Origin of the sequence: Parabacteroides sp. FAFU027 (assembly GCF_022808675.1) — a bacterium.
GTDB lineage: Bacteria > Bacteroidota > Bacteroidia > Bacteroidales > UBA7332 > CAXXIC01.
The window spans coordinates 18,063-41,147 of record NZ_JAKZKV010000018.1; the positions used below are offsets into that span (position 1 = coordinate 18,063).

The window sequence follows — 23,085 nt, forward strand, 5'->3', positions numbered from 1 at the left end:
GCCGGAAAATATCTTCCTTTGTTCTATATAAATAGTACTTTGAAAATGAACTTTACAGCCATTGACTTTGAAACGGCTAACAGCAACCCCGCGAGTGCCTGCTCCATCGGACTGATTGTTGTGGAAAACAGTCGCATCATTCATGAAGTATCATACCTGCTCAAGCCTTATACCGATTGGTTTTCAAGATACAACATTGCGGTACACGGCATTACACCTCAACAGGTGATGAATGCCCCGCGTTTTGAAGACATCTGGCACAAAATCGTTTCATATATTGAAAATGCAGATACCATCGTAGCTCACAATGCAGGATTCGACATGAATGTACTGAAGCGTTGTCTGGAATATGCCGATATTGCCTGCCGTCTGCCACAATCAGCCTGTACCGTTAAACTGGCAAAGAAGAAACTCCCCAACCTACCTAATCATAGACTAAATACCGTGGCTGAATTTCTGGATATTCCGCTTAATCACCACGATGCCCTTAGCGACGCACGCGCAGCAGCAATGATTATGCTGATGCTTGAACGTGCCGGATAAGACTGTTAATCTCTTAATGACAGTATTTTATCTCTTATTTTCAGGACTTCATCGACTTGGATGCTGTTATTGACATATCAATAATGATATTTGTCTTGGGAAATCATTTTTAATCACATAAAAACAATGGAAAAAGTATGAGTTTAAACAAAAGAAAGAGTGTCATAGTATGGTTTTTGTCGGCCCTGCTTTTCGCTCCATCTCTTTGGGCACAGGAGAAGTCGCTGTCATTGGATGAAGCAAAGCGGATTGCACTGGCTTACAATAAAACCCTTCAGAATGCCCGACTGGATGTGACTATTGCGAAAAAGAAGGTGTTTGAGACCACGGCAATCGGATTGCCTCAGGTTACCGGAAAAGCTGATTACCAGCACATATTCAAAGTTCCATCCTTCCCTATGGGAGATACCAAAATCCCTGTTACATTTGGAGATAATACAGTTTTCACCCTCCAGGTATCACAACTCATTTTCAGTGGCGAATATCTGGTAGGCCTTCAGGCATCCAAAGTCTATAAGGCAATCTCCGAACAGGCGCTAACTAAAAATAATATTGAGATTGGAGCATCTGTCGAGAGCACCTACTATTTAGCCCTGATATTAGCCGAAAATCTGAATATTGTCCGTAAAAACCAGACGGTCATGGAGCAAATGCTCAACCAAATGGAGCAAATGCACAAAGGTGGCTTTATTGAGGAAACGGATGTAGATCAACTGCGGGTAAATCAGACGACCGTAAACAATCTGGCCATTGCTCTTGAAGGACAAATGAAGACAGTTCACAATCAGCTTAAGTACCTGATGGGCATGAATATGTCGGAACAGTTGTTGTTGACCGATAAGTTGGATAATGTCATTACAGGAATAAATCCAATTGCCAATACCGAATTTAATCCTGGTCAGAATATTGATTTTAAGATGATGGAGAATCAGGTGGCTGCACAAAAGTTGATGCTGAAACGTGAGCAAACGGGCTATCTGCCTACCATTGCCGGATTTTACCAACATCAGGAAAAACAAAAGACACCGATTCTCGATTTTCAACCCAAGGATGTACTGGGGGTTTCGCTATCACTCCCTATCCTGACCAGTGGAAGTCGCTCCATGAAAGTAAAACAGGCTAAACTGGAGCTGGAAAAAGTCCAAAACAGCAAAGAACAACTCAAAGAGGGCTTATCGCTTAAATACCAGTCACAAAAACTGAGTTACGAAACGGCTTACAACACCTTCTTGAACCAGCAGAAAAGTACTGAAATCAGTAATAAAATCTACGAAAAGACCATGGTAAAGTACAAAGCCGGAGTCTCATCGAGCCTTGATTTGACACAGGTGCAGAGCCAGTACCTGAAGTCGGTGGGCGATTATTACAACGCTGTGCTCAATTTGCTGAATGCAAAAGTGGAATTGGAGAAATTAGCTCAATAACAAATCAACGAAATGCAAAACAAATACGATATGACAACCTATTTGAAAAAAATATCCGCTGTAATACTGGCCGTTATGATGCTGGCCGCCTGTTCGCAGGACAAAAACAAGAAACTGATTAAGCTTAAGAAAGAGCAACAGGCGCTTACAGAAGAAATTGCCCAACTGGAGAAAGAGATTGCCACCGATGGCAAAGACTCAACGAAAGTGGATGACGGCGTCTTGGTGAAAACAGAAGTTGTTTCTCCCCGTTATTTCTCTCACTCGATTGAAATACAGGGGGCTCTTGATGGTGAGGAAAATGTGAAGGTTTATCCGGAAGGTCAGGGCGTGGTTACTCAGGTCCTGGTAAAAATGGGAAGCAAAGTGGGCAAAGGCCAGGTGATTGCCCGTCTGGATGATAAGGCTCTGCGTAAAAGCATGAAGCAGACCGAGACTCAATACAAACTGGCTTGTGACCTTTATGAACGTCAAAAGAATCTGTGGGAACAAAAGATCGGATCAGAAGTACAATACCTGCAAGCAAAAACCCAAAAAGAAGCACTCGAAAGCGGCCTGGCTGCTATTAAAGAACAGCTGGGCTACCAGACCATCAAATCGCCTATCAGTGGCACGATTGAAGACCTTCCATTGAAAGTCGGGATGGCGGCGTCACCTGCAATGCCTGTGGCGACCGTGATTAATTTCTCGTCCAACAAAATAGTGGCTGATGTAGCTGAAGCATACAACAAAAGTATCAGTGCCGGTGATTCGGTTTCTATCTGGTTCCCGGACCTGAAAACTGAATTAAAAACAACGATCTCTACTGCCAGCAAATACATCAACCCGACCAACCGTTCATTCAAAGTGGAAGTTCGCCTGCCATCTAAACTCGCGAACCTGAAAGCCAATATGATTGCAGTATTGCGCATTATCGACTACAAAAACAAATCGGCCTATGTGGTGCCTGTAAGCCTTGTACAGAATGATGCCAAAGGCGCATATCTATATGTATTGAACGATGGTGGTAAAATCAAAACAGCCCATAAACGCTACATTACTCCGGGTATGACTTATAACGGATTGATGGAGGTCGTTTCCGGATTGAATGCCGGGGATGCAATCGTAACTGTTGGTCAGTTGGGCCTGAGTGAAGGCGCTAAAGTAAAAGAATAAAAAATCGGTTCACGTAAATCGTCAAACGTATAACCAGATACACATGGACAAGAAACTAAAAAATTTCAAACCGACCAGTTGGTCCATCGACAATAAGACCAGCATCTACGTGCTGGTGCTTATCCTGATGATCTTTGGTGCGGTAAGCTATAATCGCATTGCCCGGGAACAGTTCCCGGAGATTGTAATCCCCCAGATCATCGTAAATACAATCTATGCCGGTACTTCTCCTCAGGATATGGAGAACCTCGTGACCCGTCCGTTGGAAAAGAACCTGAAATCAATCAATGGCGTCAAAAAAATCGAGAGTAAATCGCTGCAAGATGTTAGTTCTATCATCGTTGAGTTCCAGACCAACATAGACCAGGCAGATGCCAAGCAAAAGGTAAAAGATGCGGTAGATAAAACCAAGAAGGATTTGCCTACCGACCTCACCCAGGAGCCTCAGGTGATTGAGATTGACCTTTCCCAAATGCCTATCCAGACCATTAACCTGTCGGGGGATTATACCCTTGACCAGTTGAAAAAATATGCAGATGAGGCCAAAGACCGCATAGAGGAACTTCCGGAGATTACCCGTGTAGATATTGTGGGGGGATTGGAGAAAGAGGTACAGGTGAATCTCGATATGTACAAGATGCAGTCCTTTAACCTGACCTTTAACGATGTCAGCAGCGCCATTAAATATGAAAATATGACCATCTCCGGAGGTTCTATTGCCCAGCAGGGAATGAGCCGCAGTATCCGTGTGGTAGGTGAATTTAAGGATATCGAAACATTGAAGAATCTGGTGATAAAAGCATCAGGTGGCGGATTGGTTTATCTGAAAGATGTGGCTGAAGTTAAAGAGGGATTCAAAGACCAGGACAGCTACGCCTACATGAACGGCAAAAACGTGTTGGCCCTCAACGTTATCAAAAAGAGTGGACAAAACCTACTGGATGCTTCCGACAAGATTAAAGTAATCCTGGAGAAACTCCAAAAAGAGAAATTCCCCAAAGACATCAGCGTTGTGGTATCAGGAGACCAGAGTAAATATACCCGTACCACCGTGGCTGACCTGGAGAATACCATCATCATCGGATTCCTGCTGGTAATCATCGTTCTGATGTTCTTCATGGGGGTAACCAATGCCTTCTTCGTCGGGCTTTCAGTGCCGCTTTCGATGGCATTGGCGATGATTATTATTCCGGGAATTGATTTTACCCTCAACATGATGGTGATGTTTGCCTTCATCTTTGCTCTCGGTATCGTGGTGGACGATGCCATCGTGGTGATCGAAAACACCCACCGTATCTATATGCAGGGCAATATGACGATCATACAGGCGGCAAAACTGGCTGCCGGCGAGGTATTCATCCCGATTCTTTCAGGAACACTGACAACATTGGCCCCTTTCTTCCCGTTGGCTTTCTGGCCGGGAGTAATTGGCAAGTTCATGGTTTACATTCCGGTGACCATTATTATCACGCTGTTTGCATCATTGTTTGTCGCTTATATCATCAATCCGGTTTTTGCGGTAACGTTTATGAAACGCGACGAGGAACACCACGGTATGCAGCGCAGTCGTATGTGGTTGATATCAGGAGTGATTGTGGTAATCGCTATTTTATTCCATCTGGCTCATCTGCGTTTGCCGGCCAACCTGTTGCTGGTCTTCGTATTCAGCTTTGTGATGCACAATCTGTTTGGCTATAATGTGTTGCTCCATTTCCAGCATTATCTTATCCCGAAACTGCTGAATGCGTATGAGAAACTGTTGCGATTCCTTTTGCAAAAACGTCGTCCCGGCATTTTGATGTGGAGTTTGGTTGGCCTGTTTTTCCTGACAATTATCCTGATGGGTATTTTCCCGCCAAAAGTTGTCTTATTCCCCGATAATCAGCCGAACTCTGTCAATACCTACATCCGTATGCCGGTGGGAACCGATGTGAAAGTGACAGACAGTCTGGCTCGTTTAGTGGAAACCCGCGTGATGAAGGTACTGGGTAACAACAATCCGATTGTGGAATCGGTATTGACCAACGTGGCGCTCAATGCTTCGGATAATCCGTTTGATGCAGGTACCAAGGTATCTCATAAAGCGAAAGTGACAGTCAACTTTGTGGAATTTGGCGAACGCCACGGGCAAAATACCAACGACTATATGGAGAAAATCCGTAAAGCAGTCAAAGGCATTCCGGGAGCAGAGATTAATGTGGATAAAGAACAGGGAGGTCCTCCTACCGGCAAGCCGATTAACATCGAGGTGAGTGGGGATGATTTGAATGACCTGATTAAAACCAGCGATCATTTGATTCAATATCTTGATTCGCTGAAAATACCAGGTGCAGATAAGTTCAAAACCGAATTTGAAAGTACCAAGCCGGAAATCATTGTCAATCTGGATCGTATGCGAGCCAATATGGAAGGTGTCTCTACCGGACAGGTTGGTGGAGAGCTTCGTACCGCTGTTTATGGTGGTGAAGCTTCTAAATACCGCGAAGGAGAGGACCAATATCCGATTAACCTGCGTTATTCTGAAGACCAGCGCAAAAACATTGACCGACTGATCAACACCCACATTACCTATCGGGATATGAATACAGGACAGTTGCGTAGTATTCCGCTTTCAGCATTGGCCACAATCAATTATCAGAATTCGGTGGGAGGAATCAACCGCCTCAACGTAAAACGGGTAATTACCATCAACGCCAATGTGATCACTGGATATACGGCGAATGAAGTACTTGAAACAATACGACACGATCTGACCCGTTTCTCCAAACCGGACGGAATTGATATCAAGATCACCGGTGAACAGGAAGACCAGAAGGAATCCTCTTCCTTCCTGGGATTGGCCATGGGACTGGCCCTCTGCCTGATTATCTTTATCCTGATCACACAGTTCAACTCTATTTCTAAACCGATCATTATCATTTCTGAAGTTATCTTCAGTTTGATTGGAGTATTCTTTGGGTTTATGATTTCAGGAAATCCGATGTCCATCATCATGACCGGTATGGGTATTGTGGCACTGGCTGGTATCGTGGTGCGTAACGGAATCCTGTTGGTAGAATTTACCGATGTATTGATTGCTGAAGGATTGCATCCGCGTGAGGCGATGATTCAGGGTGGTAAGACCCGTATCACTCCGGTGTTGCTGACCGCTATCGCTACTATTCTGGGATTGATACCGTTGGCAATCGGATTCAATATCAACTTCGGTTCGTTGCTTCGTACCGGCAATCCTCATATCTTCCTGGGTGGTGATAATGTCGCCTTCTTTGGACCATTGTCGTGGACCATTGTTTACGGATTGAGTTTCGCAACATTCCTCACCCTGATTATGATACCGGTGATGTATCACATCACTTATGCGCAGAAGATTCTCTTCAAACGTTTTATCATAAAAATCAAACACGGGGATAACTTCCTGAGAAAGCTCTTTTAGTGAACCCCACAGCTAAAGATTCAATTGCCCGGTAGTATTTGCACTGCCGGGCATTTTGTTTTGTACATAACAGATCAATAACGAGATATATTTGTCACGAAACGATATTTCCAGAAAACAAAACAAAGCGTATCTACTCACCTTACTGGTTAATCTCATTTCTTAAGTAATTGTTTGTATTCAGCATCCCTTAATCTCTCATTCTTTTTGCGAATCTCCCTCTCCGAACTCAATTTCGCTCCAAAACCGTCTACAACCCGCTATATTTTCTAGTTTCTTGTAGACGGTCGTCACGGACCTACTAGAAATTCTAGGAGGTTGTAGACAACTGTCGCGGACCGTCTGGAAAACCCAGAAGGTTGCGGACGATTCTTCTGTTTCTTTTCAATATCAATTTGCACGGGAATTACTCGTTCACACATCTTCCCGCAAGTACAATATTTGCAAAACGTAGAAGGCACAAACCACACAACAACCTGATTTACAAGCGTTGATTTTAACGTTCAATGGCAATCACCTAAACATTCCCCGAATCCTATTGTTTTAATAGATACCCGTATATGATAATTCTATTCCGGGAAAACGAGGGTCTCCTTTTCTCTACCATTGCCCCCGGAAATAGATCTGATTGAAGCTTGTATATCAGGTTTATCACCAAAGCCTGACTACATCTTATTGAGATAGGCTATTATTTATCATTTTCTTCAAATCATCCAATAAACCTACCTTTAATTGATTGTATTATGAAAACCTATTTATTAATATCCGTCTTTCTGATTTTGCTCCTTTGCGCTTGTTCAAAAAGCAGCGAGCCGGGACAAAATGAAGTATTTATTCAGAGCATGAGTTTTAATCCGTCATCACTGACGGTCACTCAAGGAACAACTGTTACCTGGACTAATAAGGAATCGGTCACCCATACTGTAACAAGCAACACCAGTATTTTCAATAGTGGTAATTTGTCTAACGGAGGTACATTTTCTTACAAGTTCAATACAGTAGGAACTTTCCCGTACCATTGCAGTATTCACAGTGGTATGACCGGAACCATCATCGTTAAATAATCAAATACAATTTCCTCCAGCCTAAAACCTATACATTATGAAAAAGATTGTATTAACAATAGCTATGTTAGGCTATGTCCTTTGGGCAAATAGCACCACTTATACCATCACGAATAACAGTTATACCTTCTCGCCCTCCACCATCACCATATCGCAGGGTGATCAGATAAACTTCGTACTGGCCTCAATCCACAATGCACTGGAAGTCAGTCAAAGTACGTGGGATGCTAATGGAAACTCACCACTTGCAGGAGGATTTACAGTTCCATACGGAGGAGGTTTGGTTTCGGCATCGGCCCTGACAGTCGGCACACACTATTACGTATGCGAGCCTCACGCTGTTATCGGTATGAAAGGGACGATAATCGTTACCAGTGCATCCGGCGTTGTCACCACTAAATATGGACCGGAACTATCCATTTATATTAACGCGGGAACAGATGCTCTGACGGTGGAATTACAGTCAACAAGTAGCCAGATTACTGAAATCAAACTCTTTGATATAGCTGGAAGTCTTGTCTCTGTATTATTTAAGAATAATATCGCGGAAGGCTCTTTCTCCAAAACGTTTGACTTATCGGGCAAAGTACAGGCCGGAATCTATTTTGTACAGATTTCAACAGGTGCTAAGAATTACATCCGTAAGATTGTAATGCGGTAAGCGCATCCGTTTAGCACCATTTTCCTGAATGAAAACAAAACCTGAAAGATTAAGATGAAAAGAAGCACCGTGTTAGCCACATTTCTTGTAGTGGCCTGTCTGGGATTTGTAAGATGCTATTACAACAGCGAAGAGAAACTTTACCCACCGACCTCATCGGGATGCGAGGCAAACAATGTCACCTACAGCACTACGATAAGCGGCATTCTTTCGCGAAACTGCTACAGTTGTCACGGGAACAGTGTATCCGCTTCGTTTGGCGGAGGGGTAACGTTGGATAACTATACTGATGTAAAGTCTCATGTCTATCACATCTACGGTGCCGTTTCGCACCAAAGCGGATATCCGCCCATGCCGCAAAACGGTCCGATGCTGGACAGCTGCAAGATTAAGGCTATCAAGGTGTGGATAGATGCCGGCGCTCCCAATAACTGATTGAAACCAACTAATCGCTATTATTATGAAGAACACGTTGACCAAAGCTACACTTATCTTAGTTGCACTATTATGTGGACAAAACCTGATGTCACAGTCCCCGGAGAACCTGTTAAACTCGCTCGACAGTATCACACCTCCCGAAACGGCATATACTTACGCTACGTTTAAATCAACCCGGGTCATCAACGGACATTCGATTGAAAGGATGAAGGAAGGGCAGCTTGATTTTCGCGTTTCACACCGGTTCGGATTAATCAATCAGGGAGCGTATGAATTATTCGGGCTTGATCAGGGCACAACCTGCCTCAATCTCGAATACGGAATCAAAGACTGGTTAATGGTCGGTATCAGCCGGGCATCGGTGGAAAAGACCTTTTCAGGACTTACAAAATTCAGCCTGCTCCGCCAATCGTCCGGTGTCCGAAATATGCCGGTTTCAGTATCTTACCTTTTTGAGACCAGCGTCATAAGTGTCAAATGGAGTAACCCTGACCGGAATAACCTTTTCTCATCCCGGTTTTCCTATTTGCACCAATTACTGATAGCCCGTAAATGGAACGAAAGGTTTTCCTTACAGGTTTCACCTACAGTGCTGCACCGCAATCTTGTTGCCAAAGAAGCCAATCACAATGATGTATGGGCATTAGGACTGGCAGGCCGTTACAAGATTACACGCCGAACGTCACTCAACGCCGAATATTACCCGCGACTGAATCCGGAACCGAATACCACGAACTGCCTTTCCATCGGCTTTGATATAGAAACGGGCGGCCATGTATTCCAGTTACTTGTATCCAATTCCACGGGTATGATTGAGAAAACGTTTATCGGGGAAACTACCGGAAAATGGAGTAAGGGAGACTTGCATCTGGGATTCAATATTTCGAGGGTATTTGCCCTGAAAGGAAAGAAAAATCAAAAGTAAAGACCTAATGAAAACAATTGCTTTAATACTAATATCACTTCTTGCGCTCACCTCAATGACGATGGCACAGGACAAACTGATCACAAAAACCGGACATATCTGGTTTTACTCGCATGCCCCACTGGAAGATATTATCGCGCACACTCATCTGGCTGCGGCAATCATTGACCTGAGCAAAGGCAGCATTGCGGTAAGTATTCCCATGATGTCGTTTGAATTTAAGAAAGCCCTGATGCAGGAGCATTTCAATGAAAACTATGTGGAATCGGCCAAATACCCGAAAGCCCATTTTGCAGGTTCGGTGAAGAATCTTTCCGAGCTTAATTTCAAAAAGAACGGAATCTACAAAACCACCGTTACCGGAGATCTGACTATCCACAATGTCACCAGAAAGATTGAAGCAGACGGAACAATTGAAGTGAAAGACGGCAAATACACGGTTATCTCCAAATTCAATGTCTCGCCCAAGGATTACGACATCAAAATCGAGAACCGCCTTTCCCGCAATATCGCATCAACGATTGAGGTAAATGTAGAACTGAACTTCTGAAGTTTAATCAAGTAACGAAACATCTGCCATGAATAAAAAGCTATATAGAAACATCGGCATTATGGCCGGCATTTTATTCCTTGCTGCCATTGGAGTGGCTTTGTATATGTTCTATAAACCCCATCGGAATATTGCAGCGGCGCAAGCTGATTACACACTGACAGCGACAGAGCTTTATCATGATTTCAGAACCAATGAAGCCGCCGCTAATCAGAAATACTTAGCAGCGGATCAGGGAAAAGTCATACAGGTATCAGGGATTATCAAAGAAATCAATCATGACCGGCAAGGCGGTGTGAGCCTAGTACTGAACGACCTGCCCATGCTAAGTGGCGGCATCAATTGCTCTATCCGGCTTATCGACAAAGAGAAGGCCGGCAAACTCAGGAAGGGAGTCCGTATCACGGTGAAAGGAGAATGTACCGGTTATATGGATATTACCGATGAAGTTACGCTTATCAATTGTGTCTTGATGTAACATCACACTTAAAATAGAATTAGATACAAAGTGAGAGTGACTCTCCTCATTTTCACTCTTCACCTAAAAAACCGGCGAACCCCTCCTATAAATTCAAGTACCATCCCGACAGTTGTCTACAACCTCATAGTATTTAAAGTAGATTGAAGACAAATGTCTTACCTTCCGGGGAGCCTAGATCCTTATTGCCAATAGTCATGTATGATTTTCAATCTATCATGCTTTAATTCAACTAAAACCTCCGGCAATTTTTTTCACATTCCCGGGCATTTTTATTTATTGTAAGGAATCTGAGTGGTGATTGTTGAAAAAGATGAACTGGGAATGAGAAGTTTTGTAGACTCGGAATAAATCTATTACATTTGACTCAAATTTTTCAAAACTATTTCGCTTGAAGAAGATTAGAGATTTGATGATCATGCTGATTGACTGGTTTTACAAACCTTTCCAACGGTTGATTTCCATTCAGACATTTCGATACGGAGCCTGCGGAGGTGCAAACTCCGCTTTTGATATTCTGCTTTACTTCATTTTTTACCACTATTTGCTGGGAGAAAAGATTCTGCATCTGGGCTTCATTGCGATAAGCGCACACATTGCATCGTTTTTGCTCGTCTTCCCGATAACCTTTACGACCGGATTCATTTTGGGGAAATTCATCACGTTTAGCGACTCCGAGCTTCGTGGGAGAACTCAGCTCCTACGATACGGAATTACAGTCGGCGGTTCTATTCTTCTGAATTACATCTTCCTGAAACTGTTTGTCGAATACTGCCACTTCTTCCCTACCGTTTCCAAAATGCTCACCACGGTTGTTGTGGTGACCTATAGCTATTTCATGCAAAAGTATTATTCATTCAAGGTAGCCGGAAATATTGCCTGAGATTTTAATTCTGAAAATATTCAAAGGGCGTGTCCCAAAAGTATTAATTGAACGCGAAGTCGCAAAACGTCAGGAAAGAGATATTTGAATATAAACACCTGGCGTCTTTGCGATTTTGCGTATAGTTTATCTTCCTTGACTTTTCGCTCATCCCTCTCAATTGTACAACAACGCTGAAAAAACCAGCCTTATCGCTTATAAAATCAGCGTTATCGCTTAATAAATGAGCGAATAGGCTGAATAAATAAACCTAATCGCTCATAAAACAAGCGCTAACGCTTAAAAAAACAACTATTACGCTGATATATTAATCGTTAACGCTGATTATATCAGCGCTTACGCTTAAATAACCAGCGATAACGCTGATAAAAACAGCGACAACTATTTCTTAACGTTGAAATTTCGTGTAATGATACCTTTCCTGTTAAGAAAAAAATGAGTTGATCATCTTCTCAAAGCAAAGGATGAGGACAAAGCCTACAGATGGATATTCTCACATTGACTCTCTGCACAATGTTTCTCTTGTCCTCAGCGAAACAAAAGCCCAAAGCGAACGCGAAGGCGGAAAAACAGAAAGAAAGATATGATTGAATATAACACCTCGCGCCTCAGTGATTTTACGTATAGTCTTTCTTTCTTGACTTTTCGGACATCCCCTGGCTGCTTTCCGGTTATGCCGGGTTCCTAAAAATAATGAACCCCAACTGCAAATGCTTTGTTTCTAAGTATCTTTGCGAACTCATAAAGAATCAATCTGAATGGAACGAGTCAGAAAACCTGAATGGCTGAAGGTTAAACTGGGCGATAACGAACGGTTTACACAAACTAAACATCTGATCGAAGGTCAGGGATTACATACCATTTGTACCAGCGGAAGATGTCCTAACCTGGGGGAATGCTGGGGACAGGGAACTGCAACGTTGATGATTGCCGGAGAAATCTGTACCCGTTCCTGCAAGTTTTGCAATACCGCGACCGGAAAGCCATTGCCATTAGATGCTACTGAACCTCAACGGGTGGCCATGACTGTTAATCAGTTGAAGCTGAAATATGCCGTAATCACATCAGTGGATCGGGATGATCTGCCTGATATGGGGGCAAATCACTGGGCGGAGACATTACTGCAAATCAGAAAGCGAAATCCGGAAACCTCTATTGAAGTCCTGATTCCCGATTTTCAGGGAGAAGCAAAGCTGATTGATATTGTGCTGGCAGCACATCCCGATGTGGTGGGGCATAATGTGGAGACTGTACGTCGATTAACACCCGAAGTGCGTAGTGCGGCAAAGTATGAAACCTCTCTGGCTGTATTGAAATACATTTCAGAAAAAGGGTTTTCTGCCAAAACGGGCTTGATGCTGGGATTGGGTGAAACGGAAGAAGAGCTCATAGAGGCTCTGTCAGAAATCTACGCCACAGGTTGTCGCCGCATAACGTTGGGACAATACCTGCAACCCACCCGCAAACATTTGCCTGTATCGGCATATATTCATCCGGATAAATTTGCGGAGTATAAACAAATCGCGCTGGATATGGGTTTTACGCATGTTGTAAGCGGACCGTTAGTGAGGTCTTCGTATATGGCTCATAAAAAAGGGAATGAGGGAATGAGGGAATGAGGGTGAGAATCTTCATGAGCTCTTCATATAAATATCAACTATTAAAACCAAACAAATGGATCAAACAAAAGCAGGAACGGACTTTAAATCCGCGACTGAAAACGGATCAAAAAAACTGTTTATCGAAACTTATGGCTGCCAAATGAACGTAGCCGACAGTGAAGTAGTAGCCTCAATCATGGAGATGGATGGCTACACGGTAACCGAATCGCTTGACGACGCCGATGCGGTATTTGTCAACACGTGCTCTATTCGTGACAATGCCGAACAGAAGGTGGTGCAACGTCTGCATTACTTCAATTCCCTTCGCAAGAAAAAAAGGAATCTTGTCGTGGGAGTATTGGGCTGTATGGCTGAGCGTGTAAAGGACGAGCTGATCAGCGAACACAACGTGAATCTGGTCGTTGGACCCGATGCTTACCTTGACCTGCCTAACCTGGTGGGAGCTGTGGAAAAAGGAGAAAAGGTGATTAACGTGAAGCTTTCGACTGACGAGACGTATCGTGAAATCATTCCGTCCCGTATCGGAGGCAACCGCATCTCAGGCTTTATCTCGATTATGCGCGGTTGTAACAACTTCTGCTCCTACTGCATAGTACCTTACACCCGCGGACGTGAGCGTAGCCGTGACCCGGAAAGTATTCTCAATGAACTGAAAGACCTTCAGGCGAAGAACTTCAAAGAGGTAACCTTGCTGGGACAGAATGTAAACTCATACCGTTATGAGAAAGAAGACAGCATAGTGGACTTTACCGCATTGCTCAAGCTGGTAGCTGAAGCTGCTCCGGATATACGCATCCGCTTCTCGACTTCGCATCCGAAGGATATGAATGACGAGACCTTGCAGGCTATTGCTGATTATCCCAACCTGTGCAAACACATTCACCTGCCTGTTCAGTCGGGAAGCAGCCGCATCCTGAAACTGATGAACCGCCGTTACGACCGCGAATGGTATCTGGAGCGTATTGCTGCCATGAAGCGTATTATTCCGGGAGTGGGCATTACAACCGACGTATTCAGTGGGTTCCACTCTGAAACGGAAGAAGATCATCAGGAAACGCTTTCTCTGATGCGTGAAGTCGGTTTCGACACGGCATTTATGTTTAAATATTCGGAACGTCCCGGTACTTACGCTGCCAAACATCTGGAAGACAATGTTTCGGAAGAAGTGAAGGTGAAACGTTTGCAGGAGATTATCGAATTGCAGAATCAACTTTCTAATGAAAGTAATAAACGAGATATCGGCCAGACGTTTGAAGTATTGGTCGAAGGTTTCTCCAAACGTTCACGTGAACAGCTATTTGGTCGCACTTCTCAAAATAAGGTGGTGGTTTTCAATAAAAACGGACGTCACATCGGCGAAACCGTAAAGGTGAAAATCCTGGAAGCCAGCTCCGCTACCCTGATTGGTGAATTGATTGACTAATCTACATTTTAATAAAAACAAAACCCTCCGAAACGCAGATGTTGTTTCGGAGGGTTTTCTGTATAGTGCAGTAGTGAGTTATTTGCTGAACTGTATTTTCTTAAATTCAGAAGAGCCGTCAGAATAGATTACCTTCTCAATCAAAACACCTTGTGGTTCACAGGTTACTCTTCTTCCGAAAATATCATAGTACTCTTTTGACAAAACAGATTTGGCTGTAGCAGACTGAACATTTGTAGGAACATTAACACCCGACACAACATACTTAGCAGCATTTACCGCCAATGTAATTGCATCGTTTGTCAGACTGCCCCAGGCCGCCTCGCTTAATCCCAGTACCATGTGTTTGTATTGGTTTGTAGCAGTCATTCCGCTCATTGTTGTACCAACAGGAACTTCCATATAACAATATGCAGGATCCGTTTCTCCTTTTACAGTAGCCAGTACTGTTGGGGATGCAGGAGATGGAGTACCCACCCAGGCTGTGACTTTTACAGCCATATTGCCGGTTGTGGCAGTTGTCAATATTACCTCATTAGAAGCATCGCCACTAAATGTGATCCCATTAAATAATGGGTGTGATTTCATTGCGTCCGGAACGACGATCGTCGTTTGGCTTGTATTAGCCGGAGTCATCCAGTTCCATCTTGAAGATTGATACTGGAAAGTCTTCATTTGGACAAATGGTTTTGCCAGGCACTTGGTTTTCAGTTCGGCAAGCCCTGCATCTCCTGAACTGGGAACTGCACTTTGCATAATCACATCGTAATATGAATAATCCACACCGGTTGCAGTGGATGAAATATAATTAAGATCAAAGTCCGTAGCCAAAGCCGTCAGGAAAGGTTGGTCAGTTGTGGATGGAACGCCGTTAGTCACAGTAGTCACGTAGGCCATTTTGATTTTTGTGGTGGTTTTAGCTGTAATGGAGCCTGTTAAAGCTGCTGTTGTATTTGTTCCATCAGTAGCTGTAACGCTATATTCATAAGTTCCGGCAGTAGAAGGTGCGCCAGAGACAGTGACCGTCTTTGCAGTGTTATCTGTTGTCACGGTAATGCCATCTGGAGCGGTTGAACCACTTGCTGTACCTGTCCAGGTTATAGCTGCTGCATTGGCAGTGCCTCCCCATTTATATGTAATTGTAGAAATGGGCTGGTTGGGATAAACAGTTTGTGCATTGGCCCCCGAAAAAAGCTGAAGGCTTGGTGTGGTTGCCGGTGCGGTAGATTCAATGAGAATATTATAGAAATAAAGGTTGGTATTCGCACTTGATATTGCTGATGAAGAAACAAACTTAACTTTCAACAATCCGTTTCCGGTGTAATTATAAGTATTCTTCTTGATTAATTTATTTGCAACGATTGTGGTAGTCGTTTGAAAAGCCGGAGTTCCACCATTTTCAATAAAATAGACATCAAATTTCTGTTGCGAAGAAGTACTTCCCGATGCATTCCATACGGATATTTTGCATGGGCCCTGCACTTCTGGTGTAATTATATATCCACCGCCGGGAGTAGTTGTTGTGCCGACAGCCAGAAAACTAAAAGCACCAGCAGTAGCCCCATCATCATCTGCAGTTTCTGACACATACGAAGTTGCACCACTGCCATACTGGCTCGCACTTTGGCCGATATTCATATTAATGCGTTGTTTGCTGGGACCGTTACCAAATACAATGTTGTTGACTGTTTTTTCCTGACTGGCTGAAGAAGAGGTCGTGTAAATATCCCCCGAGGTAAATGCTCCCGGAAGTGTTTTAAAATCTACATAAAACAAAGCATCTGAAGACTGAGCATTTGCTGTGCCAAGGCAACAAAAACAGACTAAAAGTGCGGTAATAGCTCTTAAAAAGAAGTTTTTTTTCATGGTACAAATCATTAAATGGTTAGTTATTAATTGAGAAATAATTCAAGTCAAAGCAATTTCTATTTTCTCATTGAATTGTAATAGGTATGACTCTCACTAAGGAGTTTATTTAAGACTTAAGGTTGTTGACTGCAAAAAAACACTGTTCGCACAAACAGCACAGAACAGAATACATACTACACTGATAATAAATACAAAATTAGATTTTAGGCAAAATGCAACACTTTGTATTATGACACTATTAGTCGCATTTTTGATGTTAATAAATCAATACAAACAGTTCAAAGCTGTATTCCTCTGCTAGTGCTCAGTTATCTAACCGGACAAAAACAAAGCAGCCACCTGAATCCTCTGAGAGATTCAAATGGCTGCCTTAGTTTTTCTGGATATGAAATACCCTCTAATGCTTCTTCACCTTCTCAATGCCGTTATCGTTAAGCTGTTTGATAACTCCGTTTCCAAATATTTCCAGTTTGCCAACTGCATTATTATCGATATAAAACTCTTTTTCAGCATAGATTTCAGTCTTGCCAACTGCGCTGTTGTTGATATGCAGCACCTGGGTTATAAAGTTGCCTGCCATAAAAGCTCCCACGCTGGAGTTTTTAATGGTTGCCTGAGGGCAATTGCCGGTCAGCTCTGTTTTCCCTACCGCACTGTTATCCAGATCCAGTTTTTCACTTTGCAGATAAAGAGAAGTGCTGCCTACAGCACTGTTCTTCACCGTAATGGTTTGCGCTTTAATCTTCAAATCGGTAGTTCCCACCGAACTATTATCCAGTCTGAAGGTATTCGCCTTCAAAGTATCCTGCGAAGTGAGCCGTCCGACAGAACTGTTATTGATAACCTCAACTCCTTTTGTGTAAATGTAGATTTTTCCGGCAGTGCGTTTGCCTATATTTACATGCTCTTTCATTTTGAGATTGAGGGCATTTGCGCCACTCTCAACAATGACATATTGCTGGAGGTTATCATCGGTCTCCACGATCACTTTTTCCTCTTTTCCGGGGATAACTACGACATCCAGTACAGTACTGATATCTATCTTGTTAAAAGACTCAACGCGATATCCGATGCGCGTAACATGACCGGAACCATTAACCTTATTGGAAAAAGCAAACGAGCAAGCGCTTGCCAACGTAGCGACAAGAGCCATTAACAGAAAGTGAATTGAAATGCGTTTCATGATGTTTGAATTTTAAGGAGATGAATATTCATTACTGATATATTAGACGTAAGCATAAGCACATTTGGTTGCAATGAACATACAAAAAATTATCTCGCGAATCTGTTTTTACCCATAAACAGAAAAACATCTGAATTCCAATAGACACTTCAGATGTTTTCCTTTATTTGATAGAAAGCCAAATTTAAACAGACTTTTAATAGATCAAAATCTTCTTGCTGTACAACTGCATATCGCTCCTGAGGTAAACGATATACACTCCGTTAGGCAACGCACCTGCATCAATATAACTTTGAGCATTAAAGTTATTATTCTGATCGACCAGTTGCCCCATTGAGTTGTAAAGTCTCATTTGGTATGTATTAACTTTACTCAGACCTATGAAATTGATCGCCCGGTTATAGCTGGTATAAACCGACTGCAGGAAATCTACCGTATCTTCTTTAACCGGAAGGGTCAGGCCAAGATGCACAATCGGGTCAATCCATAAAGACGTATTCATCAGATCACTTCCAAAAGAGGAAACCGGTGTCCATTGCAGGTTGTTTTGCAGAAGGAAAGCCGAATTAAAAAGAGACTTGCGATCCAGCACATTGTAAATCTTGAAGGTATCGGTCGATGAATAATTGACTTTGTAACCTACAAAAAAGCTATAATCGACATCCACCGGATTATCAAAGCGGATGAAATTATCACAGGCAGCCGTGGTGGGTTTATTCACATAATAAAAATTACCGGATGACACGTCATGATTCAGGTAACTCAGCTGTACCGTTTTTGTAATAATGGGTTGGGCATCCGGAGTTTCGTAACCACTATAGAGATTGACCACCAATTGTCCGTTCATCGTGGACTTCCAGGTCGGAATCACCAGATGTACCCCGTAAATCCTGTTTTTCTTTCCCGTAATGTAACGTTCGGCGCACTCTTGGGTGGATAGGCTGTTTTTACTGAATACCGGTCCTGTTTCAGGTGATTTCAGGTAACTGACCCCCATTTGCTCCGAAATCCCGATGTGCGTCAGGCGGGAACAACTGTTGGCTGCATACGGGTCTAATCCACCGACCTGTAATACTCCCCGATTCTTCGGATCAAGCCAATGCTTCAGTTGACGAAGCGAATCGCTGTAATAGGTCCAGTTCTTTTGTATGGAATAGTAATAATCATTCGTCGGATCACTACAGGTAGAGCTACCACCGGTCAATCCTCCCAGAAAACGCTTATTGGAATCAAACAATGGCGATCCTGACGAACCGGCTTCTGTAACACCGACTTCCCAGGATGGCACACGCCAGTGTACTCCCGGCTCTGCGATTAACTCGCCATCGGTGTAAGTCGATTGTATCAGATTATCATTCTCTATCGCGACTTTCTTGGTTTTACTCATCGGGTGATGCAGGCTAACGTAAGGTGGTGCTGCCGGTGTACCCGCATTCCAGCCCGCATAATAGGGTCGGTAATAAACGGGAGGTGTATCGACCAGTTTCAGCAGTGCGACATCAAGTTTTTCCTCATACATCAGGAGATTGGCCGATGCCAGACTGTAATCTTCCGGACCAATAACCACATTGGAACAGGACGGATTCTGATAGTTGAAGAAGATCACCGTATTCTGAGCACGGATTTGGGACGTTGCTCCGTTTTTGGGATAAAAGCAATGGGCCGCAGAAATCAGGTAAGGTGTACCGTCCTCCTCTGCATTGTTAAGCAGACAGCCGGTACAATATTCATTTCCGTTAATGATCAGCAATGTAGTAGCCTGTGCGATATCGGAATATTCCGGATAGCAGGCGGCATCTTTGTGACAGGTGGCAGTAGAGATGAGTTGCCCGGGACGGCTCCTTAAGGTCATCCCCCGGTAATCGTGATTTACCTCACCAATGGCAATACGGCCGCTGAAGGCAACATCTGCCGGCTCCTGATATTCAACGATAATCTCATCGCCATACACAGGAGCAGTAGGAAGTTTGAAGAATTCACTATTGTTTTGCTCGGTAAAAGCTCCGATTTTGGAAGTCCGGTCACTGTTATAGATGAAAAGTTTTGCGCCTTCCGGAACGTGATAACTGGTAAAGAGCAGGTTAATCGAATAGGCACCCTTCGAACGGATACCGCATTGCCACACCTTTGTGCCATCGGCCAATGTAAAGCGGACCCCGGCATTATCCGGTCGCAAATCGGTAAAAAACTTCTTCGCGAAACGGGCTGCACCACGCTGTTTAGAGTTGACTGAGTCTTCCCGCAACATCTGCTGAACATCAAACGACTCCATCTCGGTAAATAAACCGGCATCAGCACTCCGAAGCAAACTTGCAGGCAATGGATCGCCGCCCTGACTCAACTGGGCATAGCCTGTCAGACTACTGAGCAGGAAGATATAGAGCAAAATAAGGTAACGCTTCTTCATAAATGGAATATTTCTAACAAACTTACGATTTTTCCCCGACACTATCTCTGACACACCGGCTGAAAATGGCTCAACCCTACCCGATAAAGAGTTGCCCTTGAGATATATAACAAAACCGGATTCAGATTGGATGCTGAATCCGGTTTTTTATTTTGCATTTATTCAATCACGCTTGCTGAATTTGCGCCATTCGGGCAATTTAGTTTCCGCTACTGCCACCACTTTTTACATCATCGTTTGAGATACCGCGCTTGGCTTTCTTGACTGAAACATCCATTTTTCCGAAGTTATAGGAGATACCAATACGGGCAGTACGTGTATAGTAATATCCTTCGGAATGTGAAGTATATCCATCCCCCTTGGAGTTGGATTCATATTTACGTTTTTCCCGGAATGGCTCTGATACGGAGATATTCAACGAAAGTTTACGCTTTAGGAAATACTGCGAAAGACCTATGCTCGAATAACTGTAACCCGATGACTTTCCCTGTAGGTAAATATAAGGAGAAGAATATCCGCCATTTCCGTTCAATGAAGCATTCTTCCAAAGCGATACATTAAAGCCTAATGAGCCCCGGAATCCGAATCCTTCATTTTTCAGGTTCTGTCCCGAACGGGCTTCATATTTGGCATAAGAGAATGTACCATTTCCGTACAAACTGAATTTTGATCCCAAACGGTAAGATAGGTAGCTGTTCCAGTTGTAATTCTGGTCAAGACCGATATTCTTATAAATAGTTGTCGTCACTCCCGAGCTATCCATAGTGGAAACCCGCTCAATCGAATTGTTGTTTATGGAAGCATTCAGTGAAGTATTCAGACTAAACTTGGAGGTAAACATGCTGTAACCCGCCTCGAATGAATGGGATATTTCCGATACCAGATGCGGATTACCGTAAGAGATATAAAGCGGATTGGTATTGTTGACATAGGGATTGAGATACCAGACACCTGGTCGCTGCAAGCGTTGGGTATAAGACAGCTTGACCGTTTTACCCGGTTTGATCTGATAGGAAAGCGTGATATAAGGCACCAGATTAAATAGTCGGTTTGTAAATTTCACGACAGAATCAGAGGTCGAAGTTCCATAATTCCAGGTTCTTTCCAGTCTTAATCCTGATTTAGCGGTGAATTTTTTCAATTTGAAAACATATCCGGCATAAGCCCCCACGATATATTGGTCGTAATTCAGTTTATTGCTTTGATCCACTCTCAATGTATCGTTCCGGTACTGATCCGAATTATTTGAGTTATTCCTGAAAATAGCCTTTAAACCACACTCGATCTGGTGCATTTTAGTGAGTGGATCATAGTAATCCACCTGTAAAGTATGCTCCTGCCCCAAATCATCCCGAATCGATTTCTGACTATAGGGCGTATAGTTGATACAGGAATCTATCCGGTTTGTATAGTTTGAAGTATTCGGATTCGCATCGATTTTATAGGAAAATGTAAGTGATTTGTCCGGTTTCTTATAGGTCTTCTGATAGTCAATATTTGCCGAAACAGAGCCATACGTTGATTTTCCGTTCGATAAGTTTTCATAATACCGGGTAAGAGCTCCGGCTGTATTTGTCATCAAAGCAGTAGAGGTGTTATCACTTTGATTTCCACCCAGGTGACCCCAAAACGACATACTGATCAGATTCAGCGAGTCGATATCGTAACTGGCTTCACCGGAAAAACCATTTGAATAACCGTTGCTTGTACCTTTGTAATCATACAGGGACTGATAATACTGATCGCTCTTGTAATTGGTACTGTTACTAAACCCGTACGATCCAGGCTGTTTATATCCATTTCCATAATAGCGTGCCGAGAATCCGAACTTGTTGATCTTAGTGGTCAGGTAAACGCTACCATTCAAGCTTCCGCGGGAATCAAATCCGGTACTCACACTACCGTTATACCCGTTCAGCGTCTTTTTCACCGTGATGATGTTGATGATTCCTCCTACCCCTTCGGCTTCGTATTTCGAAGACGGGTTTGTAATCACCTCGATATCCTTAATCGAACTGGCAGGAAGACTTTTGATCACATCCTTGAAGTTCTTCGACATCATCGAGGAGCTTTTGCCATTGACCAAAACCTTATAATTGGATTGTCCGTTGAGTGTGATATTTTCATCGCCATCCACCGCCAGAAGAGGAACTTTACGCAGCATCTCCAATCCGTTGTTGGTTTTGGAGTCGGGGTCAGCTTCAATGCTGTAGGTGATTTTATCCACATCGACCTTCACCAACGGCTTTTGAGCCTCAATAGTTACAGTCTTCATCACCGTCCCCTCGGCCATATTCACTTTACCCACCTCTGTTTTGGTTTCGGTGACTTCTACAGCCACCTTTGTTTCGGCATACCCCAGTGCTGTGAGGATAAGGGTGTATTTCCGCTTTTCATTGACCGGCACGGTAAACTTACCGGAGACATCACAACTGATCTTTTTGATGGTTTTAGCACTGTCGGTCTGTAGCGTGACCGTGGCATAAGGGATGGTTTTACCGCTGTTTTGTTCCACAGCCTGTCCGGTGATTTGATACGCCGGAGTCTTGTTTTCCGCGCTAAGGCTTACACAGCCGATCAGCATCAGAAACAACAGAATTCTTTGTTTCATTTTAAATGGTAGTGTGTTAATTGTGTATGTTAAACCTTTCTCAAGTAAGCTATCTCAATTCATGCGTTCAAAAATGACAACGCAAAATACAAACATCTATTAAAACGTAATTATTTGCGAAATAATACATACTACTCAAAATAAATATATCATCCTAACTCAAATAAGTGATGATTTGGCAGTCTGGAGTGTCGGATTAACACTCAAGAGTGCTGGCGGAACACTCCAGAGTGCCGATTTAGCACTTCAGAGTGCTAACTTAGCAGTCGGGAGTGCTGATTCAGCACTCCAGAGTGCCCCGATGGCAGTCCAGAGTGCCGGCTTATCACTCCGGAGTGCCAATCCGGCGGTCGGGAGTGCCTTTTTAGCACTCTTGAGTGCCACGGAGGCAGTCGGGAGTGCCCAATCAGCACTCC

The 23,085-nt window shown here is 43.4% G+C and carries 18 protein-coding genes; 13 read left to right on the plus strand and 5 right to left on the minus strand.

Annotated elements, in window-relative coordinates; translation table 11 throughout:
* The first annotated feature begins 45 nt into the window (after window positions 1-45).
* The 13 genes from MLE17_RS18030 (at window position 46) to miaB (ending at window position 14,599) form a co-directional block, all read left to right on the plus strand.
* On the plus strand, window positions 46-543 hold the full coding sequence (locus MLE17_RS18030; protein ID WP_243350170.1) for a 3'-5' exonuclease: 498 nt from the start codon (window positions 46-48) through the stop codon (window positions 541-543).
* A 137-nt stretch (window positions 544-680) separates the two neighbouring features.
* The gene (locus tag MLE17_RS18035; RefSeq protein WP_243350171.1) at window positions 681-1,967 is read left to right on the plus strand and encodes a TolC family protein; all 1,287 of its coding nucleotides are present in this window, start codon (window positions 681-683) and stop codon (window positions 1,965-1,967) included.
* Between the two features lie 30 nt (window positions 1,968-1,997).
* On the plus strand, window positions 1,998-3,122 hold the full coding sequence (locus MLE17_RS18040; protein WP_243350172.1) for an efflux RND transporter periplasmic adaptor subunit: 1,125 nt from the start codon (window positions 1,998-2,000) through the stop codon (window positions 3,120-3,122).
* A gap of 43 nt (window positions 3,123-3,165) precedes the next feature.
* Window positions 3,166-6,555, plus strand: coding sequence for an efflux RND transporter permease subunit (locus MLE17_RS18045; protein WP_243350173.1), 3,390 nt, complete (start codon window positions 3,166-3,168; stop codon window positions 6,553-6,555).
* A 743-nt stretch (window positions 6,556-7,298) separates the two neighbouring features.
* Window positions 7,299-7,619 carry a cupredoxin family copper-binding protein gene (locus MLE17_RS18050; RefSeq protein ID WP_243350174.1) on the plus strand — a complete coding sequence of 107 codons (321 nt, stop codon included), beginning with the start codon at window positions 7,299-7,301 and terminating at the stop codon, window positions 7,617-7,619.
* Window positions 7,620-7,656: 37 nt separating this feature from the next.
* On the plus strand, window positions 7,657-8,280 hold the full coding sequence (locus MLE17_RS18055) for a T9SS type A sorting domain-containing protein (protein WP_243350175.1): 624 nt from the start codon (window positions 7,657-7,659) through the stop codon (window positions 8,278-8,280).
* A gap of 54 nt (window positions 8,281-8,334) precedes the next feature.
* Window positions 8,335-8,715 carry a hypothetical protein gene (locus tag MLE17_RS18060; RefSeq protein ID WP_243350176.1) on the plus strand — a complete coding sequence of 127 codons (381 nt, stop codon included), beginning with the start codon at window positions 8,335-8,337 and terminating at the stop codon, window positions 8,713-8,715.
* Between the two features lie 25 nt (window positions 8,716-8,740).
* Window positions 8,741-9,643 (plus strand): DUF5777 family beta-barrel protein, encoded by a 903-nt coding sequence (locus tag MLE17_RS18065; RefSeq protein WP_243350177.1) that lies wholly within the window; start codon window positions 8,741-8,743, stop codon window positions 9,641-9,643.
* A 7-nt stretch (window positions 9,644-9,650) separates the two neighbouring features.
* The gene (locus tag MLE17_RS18070; protein ID WP_243350178.1) at window positions 9,651-10,193 is read left to right on the plus strand and encodes a YceI family protein; all 543 of its coding nucleotides are present in this window, start codon (window positions 9,651-9,653) and stop codon (window positions 10,191-10,193) included.
* 28 nt (window positions 10,194-10,221) lie between these two features.
* On the plus strand, window positions 10,222-10,671 hold the full coding sequence (locus MLE17_RS18075; RefSeq protein ID WP_243350179.1) for an OB-fold putative lipoprotein: 450 nt from the start codon (window positions 10,222-10,224) through the stop codon (window positions 10,669-10,671).
* Between the two features lie 391 nt (window positions 10,672-11,062).
* Entirely contained in the window at window positions 11,063-11,554 is a 492-nt protein-coding gene (locus MLE17_RS18080; RefSeq protein WP_243350180.1) for a GtrA family protein, read from the plus strand.
* A 758-nt stretch (window positions 11,555-12,312) separates the two neighbouring features.
* Window positions 12,313-13,173, plus strand: a complete 861-nt coding sequence (lipA, locus tag MLE17_RS18085) for a lipoyl synthase (protein WP_243350181.1) — start codon at window positions 12,313-12,315, stop codon at window positions 13,171-13,173.
* Window positions 13,174-13,228: 55 nt separating this feature from the next.
* Complete coding sequence (miaB, locus tag MLE17_RS18090; RefSeq protein ID WP_243350182.1) at window positions 13,229-14,599, plus strand: tRNA (N6-isopentenyl adenosine(37)-C2)-methylthiotransferase MiaB; 1,371 nt, start codon at window positions 13,229-13,231, stop codon at window positions 14,597-14,599.
* Between the two features lie 78 nt (window positions 14,600-14,677).
* Here miaB and MLE17_RS18095 read toward each other — a convergent pair whose 3' ends face one another.
* The 5 genes from MLE17_RS18095 to MLE17_RS18115 all read right to left on the minus strand — a co-directional run bounded on the left by MLE17_RS18095 (window position 14,678) and on the right by MLE17_RS18115 (window position 23,053).
* Window positions 14,678-16,465, minus strand: coding sequence for a hypothetical protein (locus tag MLE17_RS18095; protein ID WP_243350183.1), 1,788 nt, complete (start codon window positions 16,463-16,465; stop codon window positions 14,678-14,680).
* A 400-nt stretch (window positions 16,466-16,865) separates the two neighbouring features.
* Complete coding sequence (locus tag MLE17_RS18100; RefSeq protein WP_243350184.1) at window positions 16,866-17,651, minus strand: GIN domain-containing protein; 786 nt, start codon at window positions 17,649-17,651, stop codon at window positions 16,866-16,868.
* Window positions 17,652-17,847: 196 nt separating this feature from the next.
* Complete coding sequence (locus MLE17_RS18105) at window positions 17,848-20,058, minus strand: T9SS type A sorting domain-containing protein (protein ID WP_243350185.1); 2,211 nt, start codon at window positions 20,056-20,058, stop codon at window positions 17,848-17,850.
* A 199-nt stretch (window positions 20,059-20,257) separates the two neighbouring features.
* A complete protein-coding gene (locus MLE17_RS18110; protein ID WP_243350186.1) occupies window positions 20,258-22,669 on the minus strand; it encodes a TonB-dependent receptor domain-containing protein in 2,412 nt (803 codons plus the stop codon).
* Between the two features lie 246 nt (window positions 22,670-22,915).
* Window positions 22,916-23,053, minus strand: a complete 138-nt coding sequence (locus MLE17_RS18115; RefSeq protein WP_243350187.1) for a hypothetical protein — start codon at window positions 23,051-23,053, stop codon at window positions 22,916-22,918.
* Window positions 23,054-23,085: the final 32 nt, after the last annotated feature.